The 17,619-nt window shown below is 71.1% G+C and carries 12 protein-coding genes; 9 read left to right on the plus strand and 3 right to left on the minus strand.

The window, feature by feature from the left end:
* The first annotated feature begins 74 nt into the window (after window positions 1-74).
* The 6 genes from OHA64_RS34095 (at window position 75) to OHA64_RS34120 (ending at window position 6,230) form a co-directional block, all read left to right on the plus strand.
* Window positions 75-1,322, plus strand: a complete 1,248-nt coding sequence (locus OHA64_RS34095) for a PotD/PotF family extracellular solute-binding protein (protein ID WP_405619734.1) — start codon at window positions 75-77, stop codon at window positions 1,320-1,322.
* Entirely contained in the window at window positions 1,319-2,488 is a 1,170-nt protein-coding gene (locus OHA64_RS34100; RefSeq protein ID WP_405619736.1) for an ABC transporter ATP-binding protein, read from the plus strand. Before OHA64_RS34095 ends, OHA64_RS34100 begins: the two co-directional genes overlap by 4 nt.
* A complete protein-coding gene (locus OHA64_RS34105) occupies window positions 2,488-3,417 on the plus strand; it encodes an ABC transporter permease (RefSeq protein ID WP_405619738.1) in 930 nt (309 codons plus the stop codon). Before OHA64_RS34100 ends, OHA64_RS34105 begins: the two co-directional genes overlap by 1 nt.
* Window positions 3,418-4,218, plus strand: a complete 801-nt coding sequence (locus OHA64_RS34110) for an ABC transporter permease (protein WP_405619740.1) — start codon at window positions 3,418-3,420, stop codon at window positions 4,216-4,218.
* Window positions 4,219-4,240: 22 nt separating this feature from the next.
* Window positions 4,241-5,659, plus strand: coding sequence for an NAD(P)/FAD-dependent oxidoreductase (locus tag OHA64_RS34115; RefSeq protein WP_405619742.1), 1,419 nt, complete (start codon window positions 4,241-4,243; stop codon window positions 5,657-5,659).
* A gap of 118 nt (window positions 5,660-5,777) precedes the next feature.
* Window positions 5,778-6,230: a hypothetical protein gene (locus tag OHA64_RS34120; protein ID WP_405619744.1), complete on the plus strand. Its 453-nt coding sequence runs from the start codon at window positions 5,778-5,780 to the stop codon at window positions 6,228-6,230.
* Here the strand turns inward: OHA64_RS34120 and OHA64_RS34125 are convergent.
* Complete coding sequence (locus tag OHA64_RS34125) at window positions 6,227-7,090, minus strand: phosphatase PAP2 family protein (RefSeq protein ID WP_405619746.1); 864 nt, start codon at window positions 7,088-7,090, stop codon at window positions 6,227-6,229. The two genes, OHA64_RS34120 and OHA64_RS34125, sit on opposite strands and share 4 nt — an antisense overlap.
* 121 nt (window positions 7,091-7,211) lie before the next feature.
* Window positions 7,212-8,546, minus strand: a complete 1,335-nt coding sequence (gabT, locus tag OHA64_RS34130) for a 4-aminobutyrate--2-oxoglutarate transaminase (RefSeq protein WP_405619748.1) — start codon at window positions 8,544-8,546, stop codon at window positions 7,212-7,214.
* Window positions 8,547-8,825: 279 nt separating this feature from the next.
* On the opposite strand from gabT, the gene OHA64_RS34135 reads away from it, so the two are divergent.
* The 3 genes from OHA64_RS34135 (at window position 8,826) to OHA64_RS34145 (ending at window position 14,499) form a co-directional block, all read left to right on the plus strand.
* Window positions 8,826-10,952: an ATP-binding protein gene (locus OHA64_RS34135; RefSeq protein WP_405619750.1), complete on the plus strand. Its 2,127-nt coding sequence runs from the start codon at window positions 8,826-8,828 to the stop codon at window positions 10,950-10,952.
* 105 nt (window positions 10,953-11,057) lie between these two features.
* Window positions 11,058-12,800 (plus strand): PucR family transcriptional regulator, encoded by a 1,743-nt coding sequence (locus OHA64_RS34140; RefSeq protein WP_405619752.1) that lies wholly within the window; start codon window positions 11,058-11,060, stop codon window positions 12,798-12,800.
* 253 nt (window positions 12,801-13,053) lie between these two features.
* A complete protein-coding gene (locus OHA64_RS34145) occupies window positions 13,054-14,499 on the plus strand; it encodes an aldehyde dehydrogenase family protein (RefSeq protein ID WP_405624226.1) in 1,446 nt (481 codons plus the stop codon).
* 169 nt (window positions 14,500-14,668) lie between these two features.
* Here OHA64_RS34145 and OHA64_RS34150 read toward each other — a convergent pair whose 3' ends face one another.
* Window positions 14,669-17,548 carry a glycoside hydrolase family 3 C-terminal domain-containing protein gene (locus OHA64_RS34150; protein WP_405619754.1) on the minus strand — a complete coding sequence of 960 codons (2,880 nt, stop codon included), beginning with the start codon at window positions 17,546-17,548 and terminating at the stop codon, window positions 14,669-14,671.
* Between the last annotated feature and the right edge of the window lie 71 nt (window positions 17,549-17,619).

Raw genomic sequence — 17,619 nt, forward strand, 5'->3', positions numbered from 1 at the left:
CGTCTGACCTGCGGCCGGACCATCGCACGAAGGACATCAGACACAGGGCAATCTCCCGAAAGGGCACCACGCGCATGGAGCAGTACGAGCCCGACCGCCTGTCCCCGGCCCAGGTGGCCGCCATGCGGCGCAGCCTCAGGAACGGCAGGGCCGCCATGACCCGGCGGTCCGTGCTGCGTGCCTCCGCGGGCGGCGCGTTCGCGATCGGCGGTCTCGGGGCGCTGAGCGCCTGCGGCATCCCCGCGGCCGGCAAGACCCAGGGCGGTGTCTCCGCGGACGACCACTCGGCCAAGGAGAAGACCGTCAACTTCTCCAACTGGACCGAGTACATGGACGTGGACGAGAGCGAGAAGCACCACCCCACGCTCGACCAGTTCACCGAGCGGACCGGCATCAAGGTCAAGTACACCGAGGACATCAACGACAACAACGAGTTCTTCGGCAAGATCAAGCCGCAGCTCGCCGCCGGCCAGGACACCGGCCGTGACCTCATCGTCCTCACCGACTGGCTGGCCGGCCGCCTCATCCGCCTGGGCTGGGTCCAGAAACTGGACCCGTCCCTGCTGCCGCACGCCTACGCCAATCTTTCCGCCCAGTTCCGCAGCCCCGACTGGGACCCGGGCCGCGCCTACTCGTACGTGTGGCAGGGCATCTCGACGGTCATCGCCTACAACAAGAAGGCGCTCGACGGTGTCGAGGTGAAGTCCCTCTCCGACCTGCTCGACAACCCCAAGCTCAAGGGCAGGGTCGGCTTCCTGTCGGAGATGCGCGACAGCGTCGGGATGACCCTGCTCGACATGGGCAAGGACCCGGCGACCTTCACGGCGGACGACTACGACGCGGTGATCGCCCGCCTCCAGAAGGCCGTCGACAAGGGCCAGATCCGCCGCTTCACCGGCAACGACTACACCTCCGACCTGACCAGCGGCGACTTCGCGGCCTGCGTCGCCTGGGCCGGTGACGTGGTCCAGCTCAAGGCGGACAGCCCGGACATCGACTTCCTGATCCCGGACAGCGGCTACATGACGTCCACCGACAACCTGCTGATTCCCAACAAGGCCCGGCACAAGACGAACGCCGAGCGGCTCATCGACTACTACTACCAGCCGAAACCGGCCGCCGAACTCGCCGCGTACATCAACTACGTGTGTCCCGTCGACGGTGTGAAGCCCGAGCTGGCGAAGCTCGACAAGGATGCGGCGAACAACCCGCTGATCATCCCGGACAAGGCCATGGCCGCGAAGTCCCACGCCTTCCGCTCGCTGAGCTCGAAGGAAGACACCGAGTTCGAAGAGAAGTTCGCGAAGCTGACTGGGGCGTGATCACCGTGAAGACGACCGACAAGACCGACCGCGGCGGCGATGTCCGCCTCTCCGGCATAACCAAGACCTACGGCTCCTTCACCGCCGTACACCCGCTCGACCTGACCGTCCCGCACGGCTCCTTCTTCGCCCTGCTCGGCGCCTCCGGCTGCGGCAAGACCACCACCCTGCGCATGATCGCGGGTCTGGAGGAACCTTCCTCCGGCACGGTGTTCCTCGGCGACCAGGAGGTCACCGACCTGCCGCCGTACAAGCGGCCGGTAAACACCGTCTTCCAGTCCTACGCCCTCTTCCCGCACCTGGACATGTTCGAGAACGTCGCCTTCGGCCTGCGCCGGCGCGGCATCAGGTCGGTGAGGAAACAGGTCGAGGAGATGCTCGACCTGGTCCAGCTCGGCGAGCAGGCACGCAAGAAGCCGCACCAGCTCTCCGGCGGCCAGCAGCAGCGCGTCGCCGTGGCCCGCGCGCTGATCAACACCCCCAAGGTGCTCCTCCTCGACGAGCCCCTCGGCGCCCTGGACCTCAAGCTGCGCCGCCAGATGCAACTGGAGCTCAAGCGCATCCAGACCGAGGTCGGCATCACCTTCATCCACGTCACCCACGACCAGGAGGAGGCCATGACCATGGCCGACACGGTCGCCGTGATGAACGCGGGCCGGGTCGAACAACTCGGCTCGCCCACCGACCTCTACGAGAACCCGAACACCACGTTCGTCGCCAACTTCCTCGGCACCTCCAACCTGATCGAGGCCGAGGTCGACTCCAGGAGCGGCGACGACATCGTCCTCAAGGCGGGCGGCGGCAAGCTGGTCCTCCCGAAGGCACGCTGTTCCGCACCGACGACGACCGGCGGCCGGGTGCTCGTCGGGATCCGCCCGGAGAAGATCACCCTCACCCACGCCGACCAGGCGGGCGGGATCCCCGAGGGCCGCAACCGGATCACCGGCCAGATCGCCGACTCCAGCTTCATCGGAGTCTCCACGCAGTACGTCATCGACTCTCCCGTCTGCCCCGAGTTCGAGGTCTACGCCCAGAACATCGACCGCGACGCCCGGCTCGTGCCCGGCGCCGAGGTCGTCCTGCACTGGAACCCCGCGCACACCTTCGGGCTCGACGCGGCCCAGGACATCGACGCCGGCATCGACACGGCGGAAGAGGCGGCCTGATGTCGACGCTCACCGAGGCACCCCCGCCGCTCTCCCCGACGGTCCCGGAGCACAAGCCACCGCGAAAGCGCGGCCGCATGGTGCCGTACTGGCTGCTGCTGCCCGGCATCCTGTGGCTGCTGGTCTTCTTCGCGCTGCCGATGATCTACCAGGCCTCCACGTCCGTGCAGACGGGCTCCCTGGAGGAGGGCTACAAGGTCACCTGGCACCTCGCGACCTACTGGGACGCGCTGAGTGAGTACTGGCCGCAGTTCCTGCGCTCGGTCCTCTACGCGGGCGCCGCCACGATCCTGTGCCTGACCCTCGGCTACCCGCTGGCCTATCTGATCGCCTTCCGCGCGGGCCGCTGGCGGAACCTGATCATGATCCTGGTGATCGCGCCGTTCTTCACCAGCTTCCTGATCCGCACCCTCGCCTGGAAGACGATCCTCGCGGACGGCGGCCCGGTCGTCGGCGCCCTCAACACCCTGCACGTCCTGGACGTCACCAGCTGGCTCGGCTGGACCTCCGGCGACCGCGTGCTGGCCACCCCACTCGCCGTGGTGTGCGGTCTGACGTACAACTTCCTGCCGTTCATGATCCTGCCGCTGTACAGCTCGCTGGAGCGCATCGACTCACGCCTGCACGAGGCGGCGGGCGACCTGTACGCCAGGCCGTGGACCACCTTCCGCAAGGTGACCTTCCCGCTGTCGATGCCGGGCGTCGTCTCCGGCACGCTGCTGACGTTCATTCCGGCGGCCGGCGACTACGTCAACGCCGAACTGCTGGGCTCCACCGACACTCGCATGATCGGAAACGTCATCCAGACGCAGTTCCTGCGCATCCTGGACTATCCGACGGCCGCGGCCCTCTCCTTCATCCTCATGGCCGGGATTCTCCTCATGGTCACGATCTACATTCGCAAGTCCGGGACGGAGGATCTGGTCTAAATGCCCTTCGTCAACTGGCTCAAGCGCCATCTCGTCGTCATCGCCGGACTGGTGACACTCGGATATCTCCTGCTGCCCAACGTCGTCGTCACGGTGTTCTCCTTCAACAAACCGAAGGGGCGCTTCAACTACACCTGGCAGCAGTTCTCCACGGACGCGTGGAAGGACCCGTGCGGGGTCGCCGACATGTGCGGCTCGCTGTCGATCAGCCTCCAGATCGCCTTCTGGGCGACGGTCGGTGCCACCGTCCTCGGCACCATGATCGCCTTCGCGCTGGTCCGCTACCGCTTCCGCGCGCGGGGCACCGTGAACTCGCTGATCTTCCTGCCCATGGCCATGCCCGAGGTCGTCATGGCGGCCTCGCTGCTGACCCTGTTCCTCAACCTGGGTGCGCAACTGGGATTCTGGACGATCCTGATCGCGCACATCATGTTCTGCCTCAGCTTCGTCGTCGTCGCCGTCAAGGCGCGCGTGATGTCGATGGACCCGCGTCTGGAGGAGGCGGCCCGGGACCTGTACGCCAGTCCCACGCAGACCTTCCTGCGGGTCACCCTGCCCATCGCGGCGCCCGGGATCGCGGCGGGCGCGCTGCTGTCCTTCGCGCTCTCCTTCGACGATTTCATCATCACCAATTTCAACGCGGGTTCGACCGTCACCTTCCCCATGTTCGTCTGGGGCTCGGCACAGCGCGGAACTCCCGTTCAGATCAATGTCATCGGTACGGCCATGTTCCTCGTCGCCGTGCTGCTCGTCCTGGCCTCGATGGTCGTCGGCAATCGCCGCAACAGGCAGAAGGCATAAGACCCCGTGGGGAGTTGACATCATGGCCCCAGGCGCCATGAGCCGTTGGACCAAGGCACTGTCCGAAGCCCAGCCGGTCCCGTTCTGGCTGGACGACCCCGGCAAGCCCCACCCCGAACCCGCCCTCACCGGCGTCGAGACCTGCGACCTCCTGGTCGTCGGCGGCGGCTACAGCGGACTGTGGACCGCGCTCCTCGCGAAGGAACGTGACCCCGAACGGGATGTCGTGCTGCTGGAAGGCCGCGAGGTGGGCTGGGCCGCCTCCGGCCGCAACGGAGGCTTCTGCGCCGCCTCCCTCACCCACGGCCTGTCCAACGGACTGACCCGCTGGCCGGACGAGATCCACAAGCTCCAGGAACTGGGCGCCCGCAACCTCGACGCGATCGAGAAGGCGGTCGCCCGGCACGACCTCGACTGCGACTTCGAGCGCACCGGCGAGATCGACGTGGCGACCGAGACGTACCAGGCGCGGGAACTGCGCAGCTGGTACGAGGAGATGGAGCGCACGGGTCTCGCCGACGGCGTGGAGTTCCTGGACGCGGAGGCGGTACGGGAACAGGTGGCCTCACCGACCTTCCAGGCGGGCCTCCACGACCGCCGGGGCGTGGCCCTGCTCCACCCGGCGAAACTCGCCTGGAACCTGAAGCGGGCGTGCCTCCGACTCGGCGTCCGCGTGCACGAGCACACCCCCGCCCTCACCCTGAAGCCGGCCGGTGCCGGGATGGCCGTACGCACTCCGTACGGCCAGGTCCGCGCCCGCAAGGTCGCGCTCGGCACGAACGTCTTCCCCAGCCTGGTCAGACGCGTGCGGGCGTACACGGTCCCGGTCTACGACTACGCGCTGATGACCGAGCCCCTGACCGCCGGCCAACTGGCCTCGATCGGCTGGAAGAACAGACAGGGGCTGGGGGACAGCGCCAACCAGTTCCACTACTTCAGGCTGTCGGCGGACAACCGCGTCCTGTGGGGCGGCTACGACGCGATCTACCCGTACGGCGGCCGGGTGCGCGCCGAGTACGACGACCGTCCGGAGACCTACGCCAAGCTCGCCGGGCACTTCTTCACCTGCTTCCCGCAGTTGGAGGACGTCCGCTTCACCCACGCGTGGGGCGGCGCGATCGACACCTGCTCGCGCTTCTCGGCGTTCTACGGCACGGCCCATGACGGGAAGGTGGCGTACGCGGCGGGCTACACGGGCCTCCGGGTCGGGGCCACCCGGTTCGGCGCCGACGTGATGCTGGACCTGCTGGCGGGGGAGTGCACGGAGCGCACCTCGCTCGAGATGGTCCGCAGGAAACCGCTGCCGTTCCCGCCGGAGCCCTTCGCCTGGACGGGCATCGCCCTCACCAAGTGGTCGCTGGCCCGGGCGGACGCGCACGACGGCCGGCGCAACCTGTGGCTGCGGACGATGGACCGCCTGGGCCTGGGCTTCGACAGCTGATCCGGCGTAGCTGATCCGGTTCACCCCAACGTGGCGTCGAAACCGGCGTAATGCATGCCGACGGCCACCCTCTCCCTCGTGACGCGATCCGCGTGCACAGAGAAAGGGAGGTTCCCTCATGACTGGGGCGAAGACGGCGCTGGAGTGGCTCGCATCCGCCGCACCCGACCCCGGGGCCTGTCGCCGGGAGTGGGAGCGCAGCCCGCTGGGGACCGCGCTCCTGCCCGCCGGCAAGGCCTGGGACGTGGTGATCCTGCCGGACGAACTCGGCTGTCCCACCCTCGACGTGGTCACCCGCATCCTCGCCCGGCCCGGCCCGGTGCTCGTCGACGTCGACCATGCCCGGATGGGTTTCCTCGTCCCGCCGGGCACCGCGGCCGGCTGGCTCGGCACGGGCATCCGTACGGCGGGCGCCGGCACCTGGATCGTGGTGCCGTACCCGGGGCGCTCCACCGGCACAGTCCGCTGGCTGGTTCCCCCCGACGGCTTGGGCACCCTCACCGACCTGGCTCTCCTCGAACTGGCCATGCACGAGGCGGCGGCGGACCTGGCGAGGGAAAGGAGGAACTAGGGCCTGTCCTCGACGTGGCGGTCCGCGCCTCGACCGGCGGGCGTCCTCCGCCCGAGGAACAGCCAAAGCGACGAGAGCAGCACCGCACACAGACACCAACTGGCCACGACATCCAGGGGCCAGTGGTAGCCGCGGCGGACCAGGCCGAAGGAGACACCCAGGACGAGCAGCGCGCAGACGGCGAGGAGGGCGCGGCGGGCGTGGGTGCGCAGCCAGGGCAGCAGGAGCAGGGTCGCGGAGCCGTAGGCGAGGGCGGCCGTGGCGGTGTGGCCGGAGGGGAAGTAGCCGGTGCCGGGAGGTACGGCCGGGGTGCCCGGGCGGTCGACGAGTTCCTTCAATGGGACGATCAGGGCCGGGGCCAGGGCCATCAGGAGGGCGGCGGCGGTGGCCGGGAGCCACCAGCGGTCTGTGCCGGCGCGGCGGGAGCGCCGGGCGACAAGGACCAGGGTGATGACCAGGACCGGGACCGCGACCTGGACGTTGCCCAGGTCGGCGAGGAGTTCCGAGAGGCGGTCCGGGTGGACCAGGGCGCGGCTGACGCGCTCGTCCACGCGCACCAGCGGGCCGTCGGCGGCGACCTGCCAGGTGATCAGCGCGAAGAGAAGGGCCGAAAGCCCCGGAATCCCGAGAAGGAGGAAGGAGGCCGGCCGCCCCGGAACAGGGGGGGTGGTTCCGGGGCGGCCGATCGGATCGGATGGTCGCGCGCCCCGGGGGGTTTGGGGCGAGCGACTGTCCGATCGGTGAGGAGATCCGGAGCCAGAGGCCCCGGTTGTGTGCGCGAGGGCACGACCAGGTCGAAGCTGGGGAGGCCTCAACCTGAACTCGCCCGCGGTTTCCCGCGGACGGGGTGTATCTCTCATCTGGGTAGAACCTACGGCAGGGGGTGGGCGGAGGACAGGCGGATTCGAGTCCTGTCATCTACCTCGCACACTCTCTTCACACCGTCTGCCCGACGCTGCGATCAGGTGTGCGGGGCGACCGTCAGATGCGCGCGAACGCCTGCTCGATGATGTCGAGGCCCTCGTTCAGCAGGTCCTCGCCGATGACCAGCGGCGGCAGGAAGCGCAGAACGTTGCCGTAGGTGCCACAGGTCAGGACCAGCAGGCCCTCCTGGTGGCAGGCCTTGGCCAGCGCGGCCGTCGCGGCCGGGTTCGGCTCCTTCGTCGTACGGTCCTCGACCAGCTCGATGGCGATCATCGCGCCGCGGCCGCGGATGTCACCGATGATGTCGAACTTCTCGGCCATGGCGCCCAGACGGGCCTTCATCGTCGTCTCGATCGCCTTCGCCCGGGCGTTGAGGTCGAGCTCCTTCATCGTCTCGATCGCGCCCAGCGCGCCCGCGCAGGCGACGGGGTTGCCGCCGTAGGTGCCGCCCAGGCCGCCCGCGTGCGCGGCGTCCATGATCTCGGCGCGGCCCGTCACCGCGGCCAGCGGGAGGCCGCCGGCGATGCCCTTCGCCGTGGTGATCAGATCCGGGACGATGCCCTCGTCCTCGCAGGCGAACCACTGGCCGGTGCGGCAGAACCCGGACTGGATCTCGTCGGCGACGAAGACGATGCCGTTGTCGGCGGCGAACCTGCTGATGGCGGGTAGGAAGCCCTTCGCCGGCTCGATGAAGCCGCCCTCGCCGAGCAGCGGCTCGATGATGATCGCGGCCACGTTGTCCGGACCGACCTGCTTGGTGATCTGGTCGATGGCCTGCGCGGCGGCCTCCGGGCCCGCGTTCTCCGGACCGGTCGGCCAGCGGTAGCCGTAGGCCACCGGCACCCGGTACACCTCGGGCGCGAACGGGCCGAAGCCGTGCTTGTACGGCATGTTCTTCGAGGTCAGCGCCATGGTGAGGTTCGTACGGCCGTGGTAGCCGTGGTCGAAGACGACGACCGCCTGGCGCTTGGTGTGCGCGCGGGCGATCTTGACCGCGTTCTCGACGGCCTCGGCGCCACTGTTGAACAGGGCGCTCTTCTTGGCGTGGTCACCCGGCGTCAGCTCGGCGAGCGCCTCGGCGACCTCCACGTAACCCTCGTACGGGGTGACCATGAAACAGGTGTGGGTGAAGTCGGCGAGCTGGGCGGAGGCCCGGCGTACGACGGCCTCGGCGGAGGCGCCGACAGAGGTGACCGCGATGCCGGAACCGAAGTCGATCAGACGGTTGCCGTCGACGTCCTCGATGATCCCGCCGCCCGCGCGCGCGGTGAACACGGGCAGCACGGAGCCCACACCGGCCGCGACCGCGGCGGTACGGCGGGCCTGCAGCTCCTGCGACTTCGGGCCGGGGATGGCGGTGACGACGCGGCGCTCCTGCGGAAGTGCGGTCATGAGAGCTCCCTGAAGATCTTGCGAACCGGAGATTCCGGGTGGGCGTCTTTCGGACGGTTGAGGTCTTTTCTCGCAGGCTAGGACGGGGCATGGGGGGTGGGCATGCTCCATGTGGGCGGTGTCGGCCACGTCTGTTGTCCGCCGTGGACATTGCGGGGGACGCGGCGGCCGGACCGCGCAGCATCGGCCACCCGGCCGGGTAACGGTGAACTCCCCTTCCGGGGGCGTTAGATTGACTCGCTGATGGTGGACGGAACGGCTGGTCAAGGGGCGAGGGCGATGGACAGCGACGGGACGCAGGACGCGCGGGGCACGCATGCGAACCCGGTGCCACGTCCGGCGGGGCCGCCGGAGGTGCCCGCGGTGCCGCCGCGGCCTCCCGCGGCACCGGGCATGCCACCGATGCCGGACGGGTCGGCCTTCCTCACCTGGCTGCGGACCCCGCGCCCGGAGGCGGCACCGGGGATGTGGCGGTTCGGACACCGGCCCCGCCCCGAGGAGGAGCCCGAGCAGATCCCGACGCGGCAGCTGCTCAGCGGTGCGTTGATCGCGTTCCTGGTGGGCTGGCTGGTCTGGTCCCTACTGTGGAACGGCTACCTCGGCGGCTGGTGGGTGCTGCCCCTGGAACTGTTCACCCCGGACTCCTGGCGGCACAGCAACGACCGTGTCGGCAACGCGATCCTCTGGTACGGCTACTACACCCTGATCGCCTTCGCGATCATGCTCGTGGTCGGCCGGCTCGGCCGCTGGGGCGAGATCTGGCGCCGCTTCGGCCCGCCCGCCTGGAGCCGGGCCGTACCGACGCCCGACCGAACCCCCGCCCCCGAGCAGGACCCCGCCGGATGGCCCCAGCTGCGGGCCGCCGGCGCCGCGGACGCCGCCGAACGGCTCGCCGCCGAGGCCCGCGCCGGGCTGATGCGGGACGTCGACCACGCCCGGATCACCCGCGCCTGGCAGGGCGTACGCAGTGGCCGGCACAGCCTCGCCACCTTCACCGGAGCCGTGCTCCAGGAGGGTGCCGCCGCCTGTCTGCACCCCTCCGGCGAACGCGACCTGCCGACCCGGCTCGCCCGCCACGACCTGGTCACCGGCCAGGTACGCCTGGGCACCACGGCCGACGACGCCCGCAACCCGTACGCCTACCGCGGCACCGGCCTCGGCCTCGATCCGGACCTGCTCGGCACCTCCCTGCTCGCCGTCGGACCGGCCGGCTCCGGCAAGACCGGGACCGTCGTGCGGCCGCTCACCGAGTCCCTGTGCCTGCACGCGCTCGCCGGCCGGGCGGCCGTCGTCGTGGTCGGCGCCGCGGGCGCGGGGCTCGGACCGGCCGATTCGTACGACGTCGTCGTACAGATCGGGAATCCGGAGTCCGTCTACGACCTCGACCTGTACGGCGGGGCCGGCGACCCGGACGAGGCCGCCGCCGTGCTCGCCGAGGCGCTCGTCGGAGACCTCGCCGAACCCCACCAGGGCGGGGACACCCGCCGGTCCACCACCGTCCTCGCCCAGCTCCTCGGGCCGTTCCGGGCGGTGCACGGACGCTTTCCGTCCGTCCCGGAACTGCGGCAGCTCCTCGACGGCGCTCCGGTGCCGCTGGCCGCGCTGCGCAAGGGGCTTGAGGACGCCGGCCAGGAGTCGCTGCTGCGCGAACTGGACGCGCGGGAGCGGCAGATGGGGCACCCGGGGGATGTCGGCGGGGTGCTCGCCGACCGGGTCGCGCTGCTCGACCGGCCGGCCTTCGCCGGGTTCTTCGACACCTCCGGACAGTCCCGGCCGTTCTCGCTGAAGGCACTGGACCACCCGGTGCGGGTGCGCGTCGACCTGCCCCAGCGCGGGCACGCCGACGCCTCGAAGATGCTGGCGCGGCTGGTACTGGCCCAGTTCACGGCGAGCGTCGCGGTACGGGACGACCGGTCGCTGTTCGCCTGCCTGGTGCTCGACGACGCGACCGGCGTGGTGACGCCCGAGGCGGTACGGGGCGTCCAGCGGCTGCGGTCGGGCAACGCCGGGGTCGTGCTGACGCTGCGCACCCTGGACGACGTGCCGAGGCCGCTGCGCGGGCCGCTGCTCGGGGCCACCGGCTGCCGGATGGCGCTGTCCGGGCTCACCCCGTGGGACGGGCAGGACTTCGCCGAGGTGTGGGGCAAGGAGTGGATCGACGCCACGGACGTCACCGACCGGCAGATCATCGCGGAGACCCCGGCCGGCAAGGCGCTCCACATGGTCCGACGGGTGATCACCGGGAAGGCGCCGACCGCGCGGGCCGTGACCGTGCGGCAGGTCGAGCGGGAGCGGTGGTCCGCGTCCGAACTGGCGCACGGGGTGCCGCCGGGGCACGCGGTGCTGTCGCTGACGAACGTGAAGGGGGAGCACGCGCCGCCGCTGCTGGTGGACCTTCGGGGCTGAGGTGACGCGCCGACCGTACGGTGAGGCAGAATCACCATAGGTCGTTCATACGTGGCGGCCAAAAGATCACAAAGATCACAACGGTCACACATACCTGAAGGCCTCATGCCCCCGACGCTCGCCTCGCTCGTCCATCACTCCGCGCTCAAGCTGACCGTGCGAGCGGGTGGCGATCGCCTGGACGTCCCCGTCCGCTGGGCGCACCCCAGCGAGCTCGCCGATCCCGTGCCCTACATGGAGGGCGGGGAACTGCTGCTGATCACCGCGCTGAAGCTGGACGCCGAGGACTCGGAGATCATGGGGAGCTATGTGCGGCGGCTGGTCGAGGCCGGCGTCGCCGGCCTCGGGTTCGCCGTCGGGGTCAACTACGAGCAGACGCCCAAGGCCCTGGTCGACGCGGCCGAGAAGGAGGGGCTGCCCCTCCTGGAAGTACCGCGCCGCACCCCGTTCCTCGCCATCAGCAAGGCCGTCTCGGCGGCGATCGCGGCCGACCAGTACCGGGCGGTGACCGCGGGCTTCGCCGCGCAGCGCGAGCTGACCAGGCAGACCCTCACGGACGGCCCGGAGGGGCTGCTCGCCGCGCTCGCGTCCGAGGTGGACGGATGGGCGGCGCTCTACGACGCCTCGGGCGCCGTCGTCGCCACCGCGCCGGAGTGGGCGGGCCGACGGGCCGCCCGGCTGACCGCGGACGTGGAGCGGCTGCGGGAACGGCCCGCCCCCGCCTCGTCGGTGGTGGGCGGCCCCGAGCACGAGGACCGGGTCGAACTGCACTCGCTGGGCACCGGCCGTCGGCCCCGGGCCGCGCTGGCCGTCGGCACGGCCGCGGCGCTCGGTACGGCCGAGCGGTACGCCGTCCACTCGGCCATCGCCCTGCTGACGCTCACCACGGAACGCTCGCGGTCCCTGCACGCGGCCGAACAGCGGGTCGGGGCTGCGGTGCTGCGCATGCTGCTCGCCGGTGAGCCCGACCACGCCCGGGCGGTCGCCGGGGACCTGTACGGGGAGTTGCTCGACGCGCCCTTCCGGATGATCGTCGCCGAGTCGGCCTCCGCGGCGTCGGCCGCACGGGTGCAGGCGGACAGCCACCCGCGTGTGCCGCTCACCAAGCCGACGGCCGCGACGCTGGCCGCCGCCGACGCCCAGGGCGATCCGCTGGGGTCGCTCACCGAGGTCCTGGAGTCGGCGGCTGCGCGGGCCGGGGAGAGCGTGCTGATCGTGCCCCAGGGTGACGGCGAGGGGGAACGGCTGGTGGCGCTGGCCGCGGACCGGGGTGCGGCGGTGGCCGCGTGCGCGGAGTACGCGACGGCGCTGGAGGCCGCGCGGGAGGGGGGCGACGCGGTGGCGGAGCAGGCTGTCGGCACGGGTTCCGGTTCCGCTTCCTCTGCCGCTTCCTCTTCTTCCTCCGGAACCGTCGGCTACGACGACGAGCTGGTCGTGGGGATGTCGGCGCCGGCCGGGCCGATCGCGGCCGCCGCCGCGTACAAGCAGGCCGAGCAGGCGTTGTCGGTGGCCCGGCGGCGGGGATGGGTGTGTGTCGAGCACGAACAGATGGCGGCGGGGTCGGTCGTGCCGTTGCTCGCGGACGACGCCGTGAAGGCCTTCGCGGACGGCCTGCTGCGGGCCCTGCACGACCATGACGCCCGCGGACGGGGGGACCTGGTTGCCTCCCTGCGAGCGTGGTTGTCGCGGCACGGGCAGTGGGACGCCGCCGCCGCGGACCTGGGGGTCCACCGGCACACGTTGCGGTACCGGATGCGGCGGGTGGAGGAGATCCTGGGCCGGTCGCTGGACGACCCGGACGTGCGCATGGAGTTGTGGCTGGCCCTGAAGGCGACGTCGTCGGAGTAGGAGGCGGGGGAGCAGGGGAGCGCGGGAGCAGGGGAGCAGTGGGCCGGCGTGTGAGGCCGGAGGAGAGGTCGGGGCGGGAGGCGCCGGAGGTCGGAGCAGGGCCTCACCGACCCTGCCGAACTGGAGTGCCGCTGAGCCCGATCACTCCACCCCGGCCAACCACCGCCCACCCACCCTCGCCCTACCGTGGTACGCACCGCACCACCCACCCCCAAACGCGAAGGGCCGGGACTCGTACATGCCCAACGACACTGTGGCTGCCACCCACGCCTTCTGGCTCGCCGGCCGCCAGGCCACCGGCGACGACACCTTCGCGGTCACCTCCCCGTGGGACGGCCGTCTCGTCGGCGAGGTCGCCGTACCGACCGACGCCCAGATCGAAGAGGCCGTGGCCGCCGCGTACGCCGTCCGCGAGGACTTCGCCGCCACCCCGGCCCACGTACGCGCCGCCGCCCTCGACCACGTCAGCAGGCGGCTCGCCGAGCGCACCGAGGAGATCGCCCAGCTGATCTCCGGCGAGAACGGCAAGCCTCTCAAGTGGGCGCGCGGCGAGGTCGGCCGGGCCGTCTCCGTCTTCCGGTTCGCGGCCGAGGAGGCCCGCCGGTTCAACGGCGGCGAGGCCCAGCGGCTCGACACCGACGCCGGCGGCCAGGGGCGTCTCGCCCTCACCCGGCGCTTCCCGAAGGGCGTCGTGCTCGGCATCGCGCCCTTCAACTTCCCGCTCAACCTGTGCGCCCACAAGATCGCCCCGGCGATCGCGGCCGGCGCGCCGATCATCCTGAAGCCGGCGCCCGCCACCCCGCTCTCCGGCCTGGTCATCGGCGAACTGCTGGCGGAGACGGACCTTCCGGCCGGTTCCTGGAGCGTCCTGCCCGTCCCGAACGACCGGATGCCCGCCCTCGTCCAGGACGAGCGGCTCCCCGTGATCTCCTTCACCGGTTCCGAGAAGGTCGGCTACGCGATCATGGACTCGGTTCCCCGCAAGCACTGCACCCTGGAGCTGGGCGGAAACGGCGCCGCCGTCGTCCTCGGCGACTACGCCTCCGACGCCGACCTCGACTGGGCCGCCACCCGTATCGCCACCTTCTCCAACTACCAGGGCGGCCAGTCCTGCATCTCCGTGCAGCGGGTGATCGCGGACGCCTCCGTGTACGACCGTCTCCTGCCGCGTGTCGTCGCCGCCGTCGAGGCCCAGGTCACCGGTGACCCGGGCGACGACAAGACCGACGTCGGGCCGCTGGTCAGCGAGGACGCGGCGAAGCGGGTCGAGGCGTGGGTGCGGGAGGCCGTCGAGGCGGGGGCCAAGCTCCTCACCGGCGGCGAGCGGGACGGCGCCTCCTACGCGCCGACCGTCCTGGCCGACGTACCGGCCGACACGACCATCTCCTGCGAGGAGGTGTTCGGACCCGTCCTCACGGTGCGGAAGGTGGACGGGGAGGCGGAGGCCTTCGCCGCCGTCAACGACTCCAAGTACGGCCTCCAGGCGGGCGTGTTCACCCACGACCTCCAGACAGCTTTCCGCGCCCACCGCGCGCTGGAGGTCGGAGGTGTCGTCATCGGCGACGTGCCGTCCTACCGCGCCGACCAGATGCCGTACGGCGGCGCCAAGCAGTCCGGGGTGGGCCGCGAGGGCGTGAAGTTCGCGATGGACGACTACACGTACGAGCGGGTCCTGGTTCTGACAGGCCTCGCGCTCTGAGTCGAGCCGTGGACTGATTCGTGGACCGAGTCGTGACCTGAGCAGTGACCCGAGCAGTGCCCCGAGTCGTGACCTGAGCCGCGATCTGAGTACATGGGCTGACGAAGGGGCCCGGCACCGATGTCTTCCGGTGCCGGGCCCCTTCTCTGTGCCGGCTTCCTCCGGACCCTCAACCGGAGAAGCCGACGTGCGCGAGCCGCAGAGCGCCGCGCAGTCCGATGTGGACGTCCCGTACGCCCTCCGCGGTCATCGCGGCGTCGAGGGTGGTGTAGTCATAGGGGCCGCTCCCGGGCGCGTCCGCCGTGAGGACGGCTCGTGCCGGGCCGCCGTCGAGGGAGATCTCCACCGTGCCCTCACCCGCCACCGACACACTCACCGCCGTCGCTCCGGCGCCGAAGTCGCAGGAGCGGTAGACCAGTTCAGCGGTCCGGCCCGGTGCCGCCGTCACCGCGTCGCCCCGAGCCTTCGTGCGGTCGACGATGTCCACGCCGCTCTGCTCGTCGAAGTCGGCCGCGTCCAGGCGGCGTGCGAGTACGGCACGCGGGGCGGTGGGCTCGCCGTCGAGCAACACCGTCGTACGCAGGCGGACATCCTCGCTGGAAGCGCCGGCCATGAGCTCGTACGAACCCGGCTCCAGGCGTGGGCGGCCCTGCGCCACGTCCCAGAACTCCAAGGCGGACAGGGGGACTTCGAAGGAGAGTTCCGTCCGTTCGCCGGGTGCGAGTGTCACCCGGCGGTGTGCCACCAGCTCGCGGTGCGGGCGCGGGACCGAGGGGTCCGTGGCGTGGATGTAGAGCTGGGGTACCTCGTCGGCCGTCACATCACCGGTGTTCGTGATCGCGAAGGAGACATGCAGGGCCTCGGCGGCGGCCCGCACCGCCAGATCGTCGTAGGAGAAGGTCGCGTACGACAGTCCGTGGCCGAACGGGAACAGCGGGGTGCCCTCGAAATAGAGGTACGTCTGACGGCTGCCGATCACGTCGTAGTCGAGGAGGCCGGGCAGGTCGGCGTCGTCGGCGTACCAGGTCTGCGGGAGTCGGCCCGCGGGTGAGACGTCGCCGGCCAGCACCCGGGCCAGCGCGGTGCCGGCCGCCTGGCCGCCGTGGGCCGTCCACAGAACGGCGGGCAGGTCCGTGGTGTCGACCGCGTACGGGTACGCGGAGGTCAGCGCGAGCACGGTGTCCGGGTTCGCCGCGCGGGCGGCGCGCAGCAGCCGCTCCTGCTGGGCGGGCAGCCGCAGCGTCGTACGGTCCTCGGTCTCGCGGCCGTTGATGTGGGGGTCGTTGCCCGCGACCACCACCACCACGTCGGCCTCCGCCGCGACCCGGGTCACGGCGTCCTCGCCGCGTTCGACGACGATGACCTCGAACGTTTCCGGATTCCCGTCGGCAACCCTTACTCCGTCGGCGGCGACCGACACATGGCGACCCGTACCGATGTGCCTGAGGAGGTGACCGTTCCCATGAGGTTCCTGGGGTTCCTGGGGTTCCGATTGCGGTTCCCCGCGCGGTTCCCACCGGAACGTCTCCTGGACGACCCAGCCCCCCGGCTGGTCGGCGGAGGCGCGCAGCCGGCCGTCCTCGGCGACCGAGAGATAGCGGCCGTCGGGCGCGCGCAGGGTCAGCACGCCCTCGCCCCAGTCGACGAGCGCGAACTCGGTGCCGACCGCGTCGGTGGTGAGCGGGGGCAGGTCCGTGCGGCCGGCGAGCAGCGCCGGGTCCAGGGCGCCCTCGGCGCCGCGCACCTCGTCGGAGACGCCCTCGGCCTCGGGTACGTGCAGAAACGTACCGGCGGAGGTCTTCAGCAGGACCCGGTCCACGCCCTCCGTGAACTCCACGCGCTCGGCGCCGAACCGCTCGTACAGGCCCTCCAGCGGGGTCGAGCGGTGGATGAGGGTACCGCTGTACCAGTCGAGCTTGCACTCGTCGGCGAGCAGACCGACCACGGCGATCCGGGTGTCCGGGGCCAGCGGCAGCACGCCGTCGTTCTTCAGAAGCACGACCGCCTGCTCGGCGGCCTCCTGGGCGAGCGCCCGGTGCTCCGGCGTGTCGAAGTCGCGGGTGCCCGCGTACGGGTCGTCGTGCGGGTCGAACTCGCCGAGCCGGAAGCGGACGGAGAGCTGGCGGCGCACCGCCGCGTCGATGTCGGCCTCGGTCAACAGGCCCCGCTCCAGGGCGCCTTGGATCCGCCGGACGATCTGCGAACTGTCCGTGCCGTGGTCGGTGAAGCTGTCGACACCGGCGAGCAGCGAGGCCGCGGTGGCCTCCTCGTGGGTGTCGAAGTAGTGCTCGGAGTCGACCAGGTTGGTGGGCGCCCCCGCGTCCGAGCAGACCAGCAGCTCCTCGTCGGTCCAGGCGCGCAGGTGATCGCGCAGATACGGCGAGACGTGGTTCGGTCGGCCGTTGACCAGGTTGTACGCCGGCATCACCCCGGCCGTGGCGCCCGCCTCGACCGTCTCCCGGAACGCCCGCAGGTCGTACTCGTGCAGGACCCGCGGACGGACCGAGCTCGACGTGGTGGCGCGGTCCGTCTCGTTGTTGTGCGCGAGCCAGTGCTTGAGGACCGGCGCGGTGCGCCAGTACGTCGGATGGTCGCCGCGCAGGCCACGCGTGTACGCGGTGGCGATGGCCGAGGTGAGCTTCGGATCCTCCGAGTAGCCCTCCTCGTTACGGCCCCACAGCGGGTGCCGGAGCAGGTTCACCGTCGGCGCCCAGACGTTGAGGCCGACCCGGTCGTCGCGGGCGCGCATCGCGCGGGTCTCCTTGGCCACGGCTTCGCCGACCCGGCGTACGAGATCGGTGTTCCAGGTCGCGCCGAGGCCCACGGCCTGGGGGAACACCGTCGCCGGGCCCATCCACGCCACGCCGTGCAGTGCCTCCTGGCCGGTGCGGAAGGCGGCGAGGCCGAGCCGCTCGACGGCCGGGGTGAACTGGTGCAGGAAGCCGGCCTTCTCGTCGAGGGTCAGCCGCGACAGCAGGTCGTCGATGCGCTTCGCGAACGGCAGGGCCGGATCGCGGAAAGGCGGCGTAGGCGGCGTTTGTGCGGTCACGTGGGGTTCCCCTTGCGATGGAGCGGCAGGCGCTTTCGAAGCGCTTCGATGCTCATTCGGTGCGGGGGTGG

Origin of the sequence: Streptomyces sp. NBC_00076, from assembly GCF_045041235.1 — a bacterium.
GTDB lineage: Bacteria > Actinomycetota > Actinomycetes > Streptomycetales > Streptomycetaceae > Streptomyces.

Excerpts from the sequence above, each read along its gene's own strand:
- OHA64_RS34125 (WP_405619746.1), bottom strand. The coding sequence starts at position 7,090 with ATGAGAGATACACCCCGTCCGCGGGAAACCGCGGGCGAGTTCAGGTTG.
- OHA64_RS34110 (WP_405619740.1), top strand. The coding sequence starts at position 3,418 with ATGCCCTTCGTCAACTGGCTCAAGCGCCATCTCGTCGTCATCGCCGGA.
- OHA64_RS34140 (WP_405619752.1), top strand. The coding sequence starts at position 11,058 with ATGCCCCCGACGCTCGCCTCGCTCGTCCATCACTCCGCGCTCAAGCTG.
- gabT (WP_405619748.1), bottom strand. The coding sequence starts at position 8,546 with ATGACCGCACTTCCGCAGGAGCGCCGCGTCGTCACCGCCATCCCCGGC.
- OHA64_RS34105 (WP_405619738.1), top strand. The coding sequence starts at position 2,488 with ATGTCGACGCTCACCGAGGCACCCCCGCCGCTCTCCCCGACGGTCCCG.
- OHA64_RS34095 (WP_405619734.1), top strand. The coding sequence starts at position 75 with ATGGAGCAGTACGAGCCCGACCGCCTGTCCCCGGCCCAGGTGGCCGCC.
- OHA64_RS34120 (WP_405619744.1), top strand. The coding sequence starts at position 5,778 with ATGACTGGGGCGAAGACGGCGCTGGAGTGGCTCGCATCCGCCGCACCC.
- OHA64_RS34115 (WP_405619742.1), top strand. The coding sequence starts at position 4,241 with ATGGCCCCAGGCGCCATGAGCCGTTGGACCAAGGCACTGTCCGAAGCC.
- OHA64_RS34135 (WP_405619750.1), top strand. The coding sequence starts at position 8,826 with ATGGACAGCGACGGGACGCAGGACGCGCGGGGCACGCATGCGAACCCG.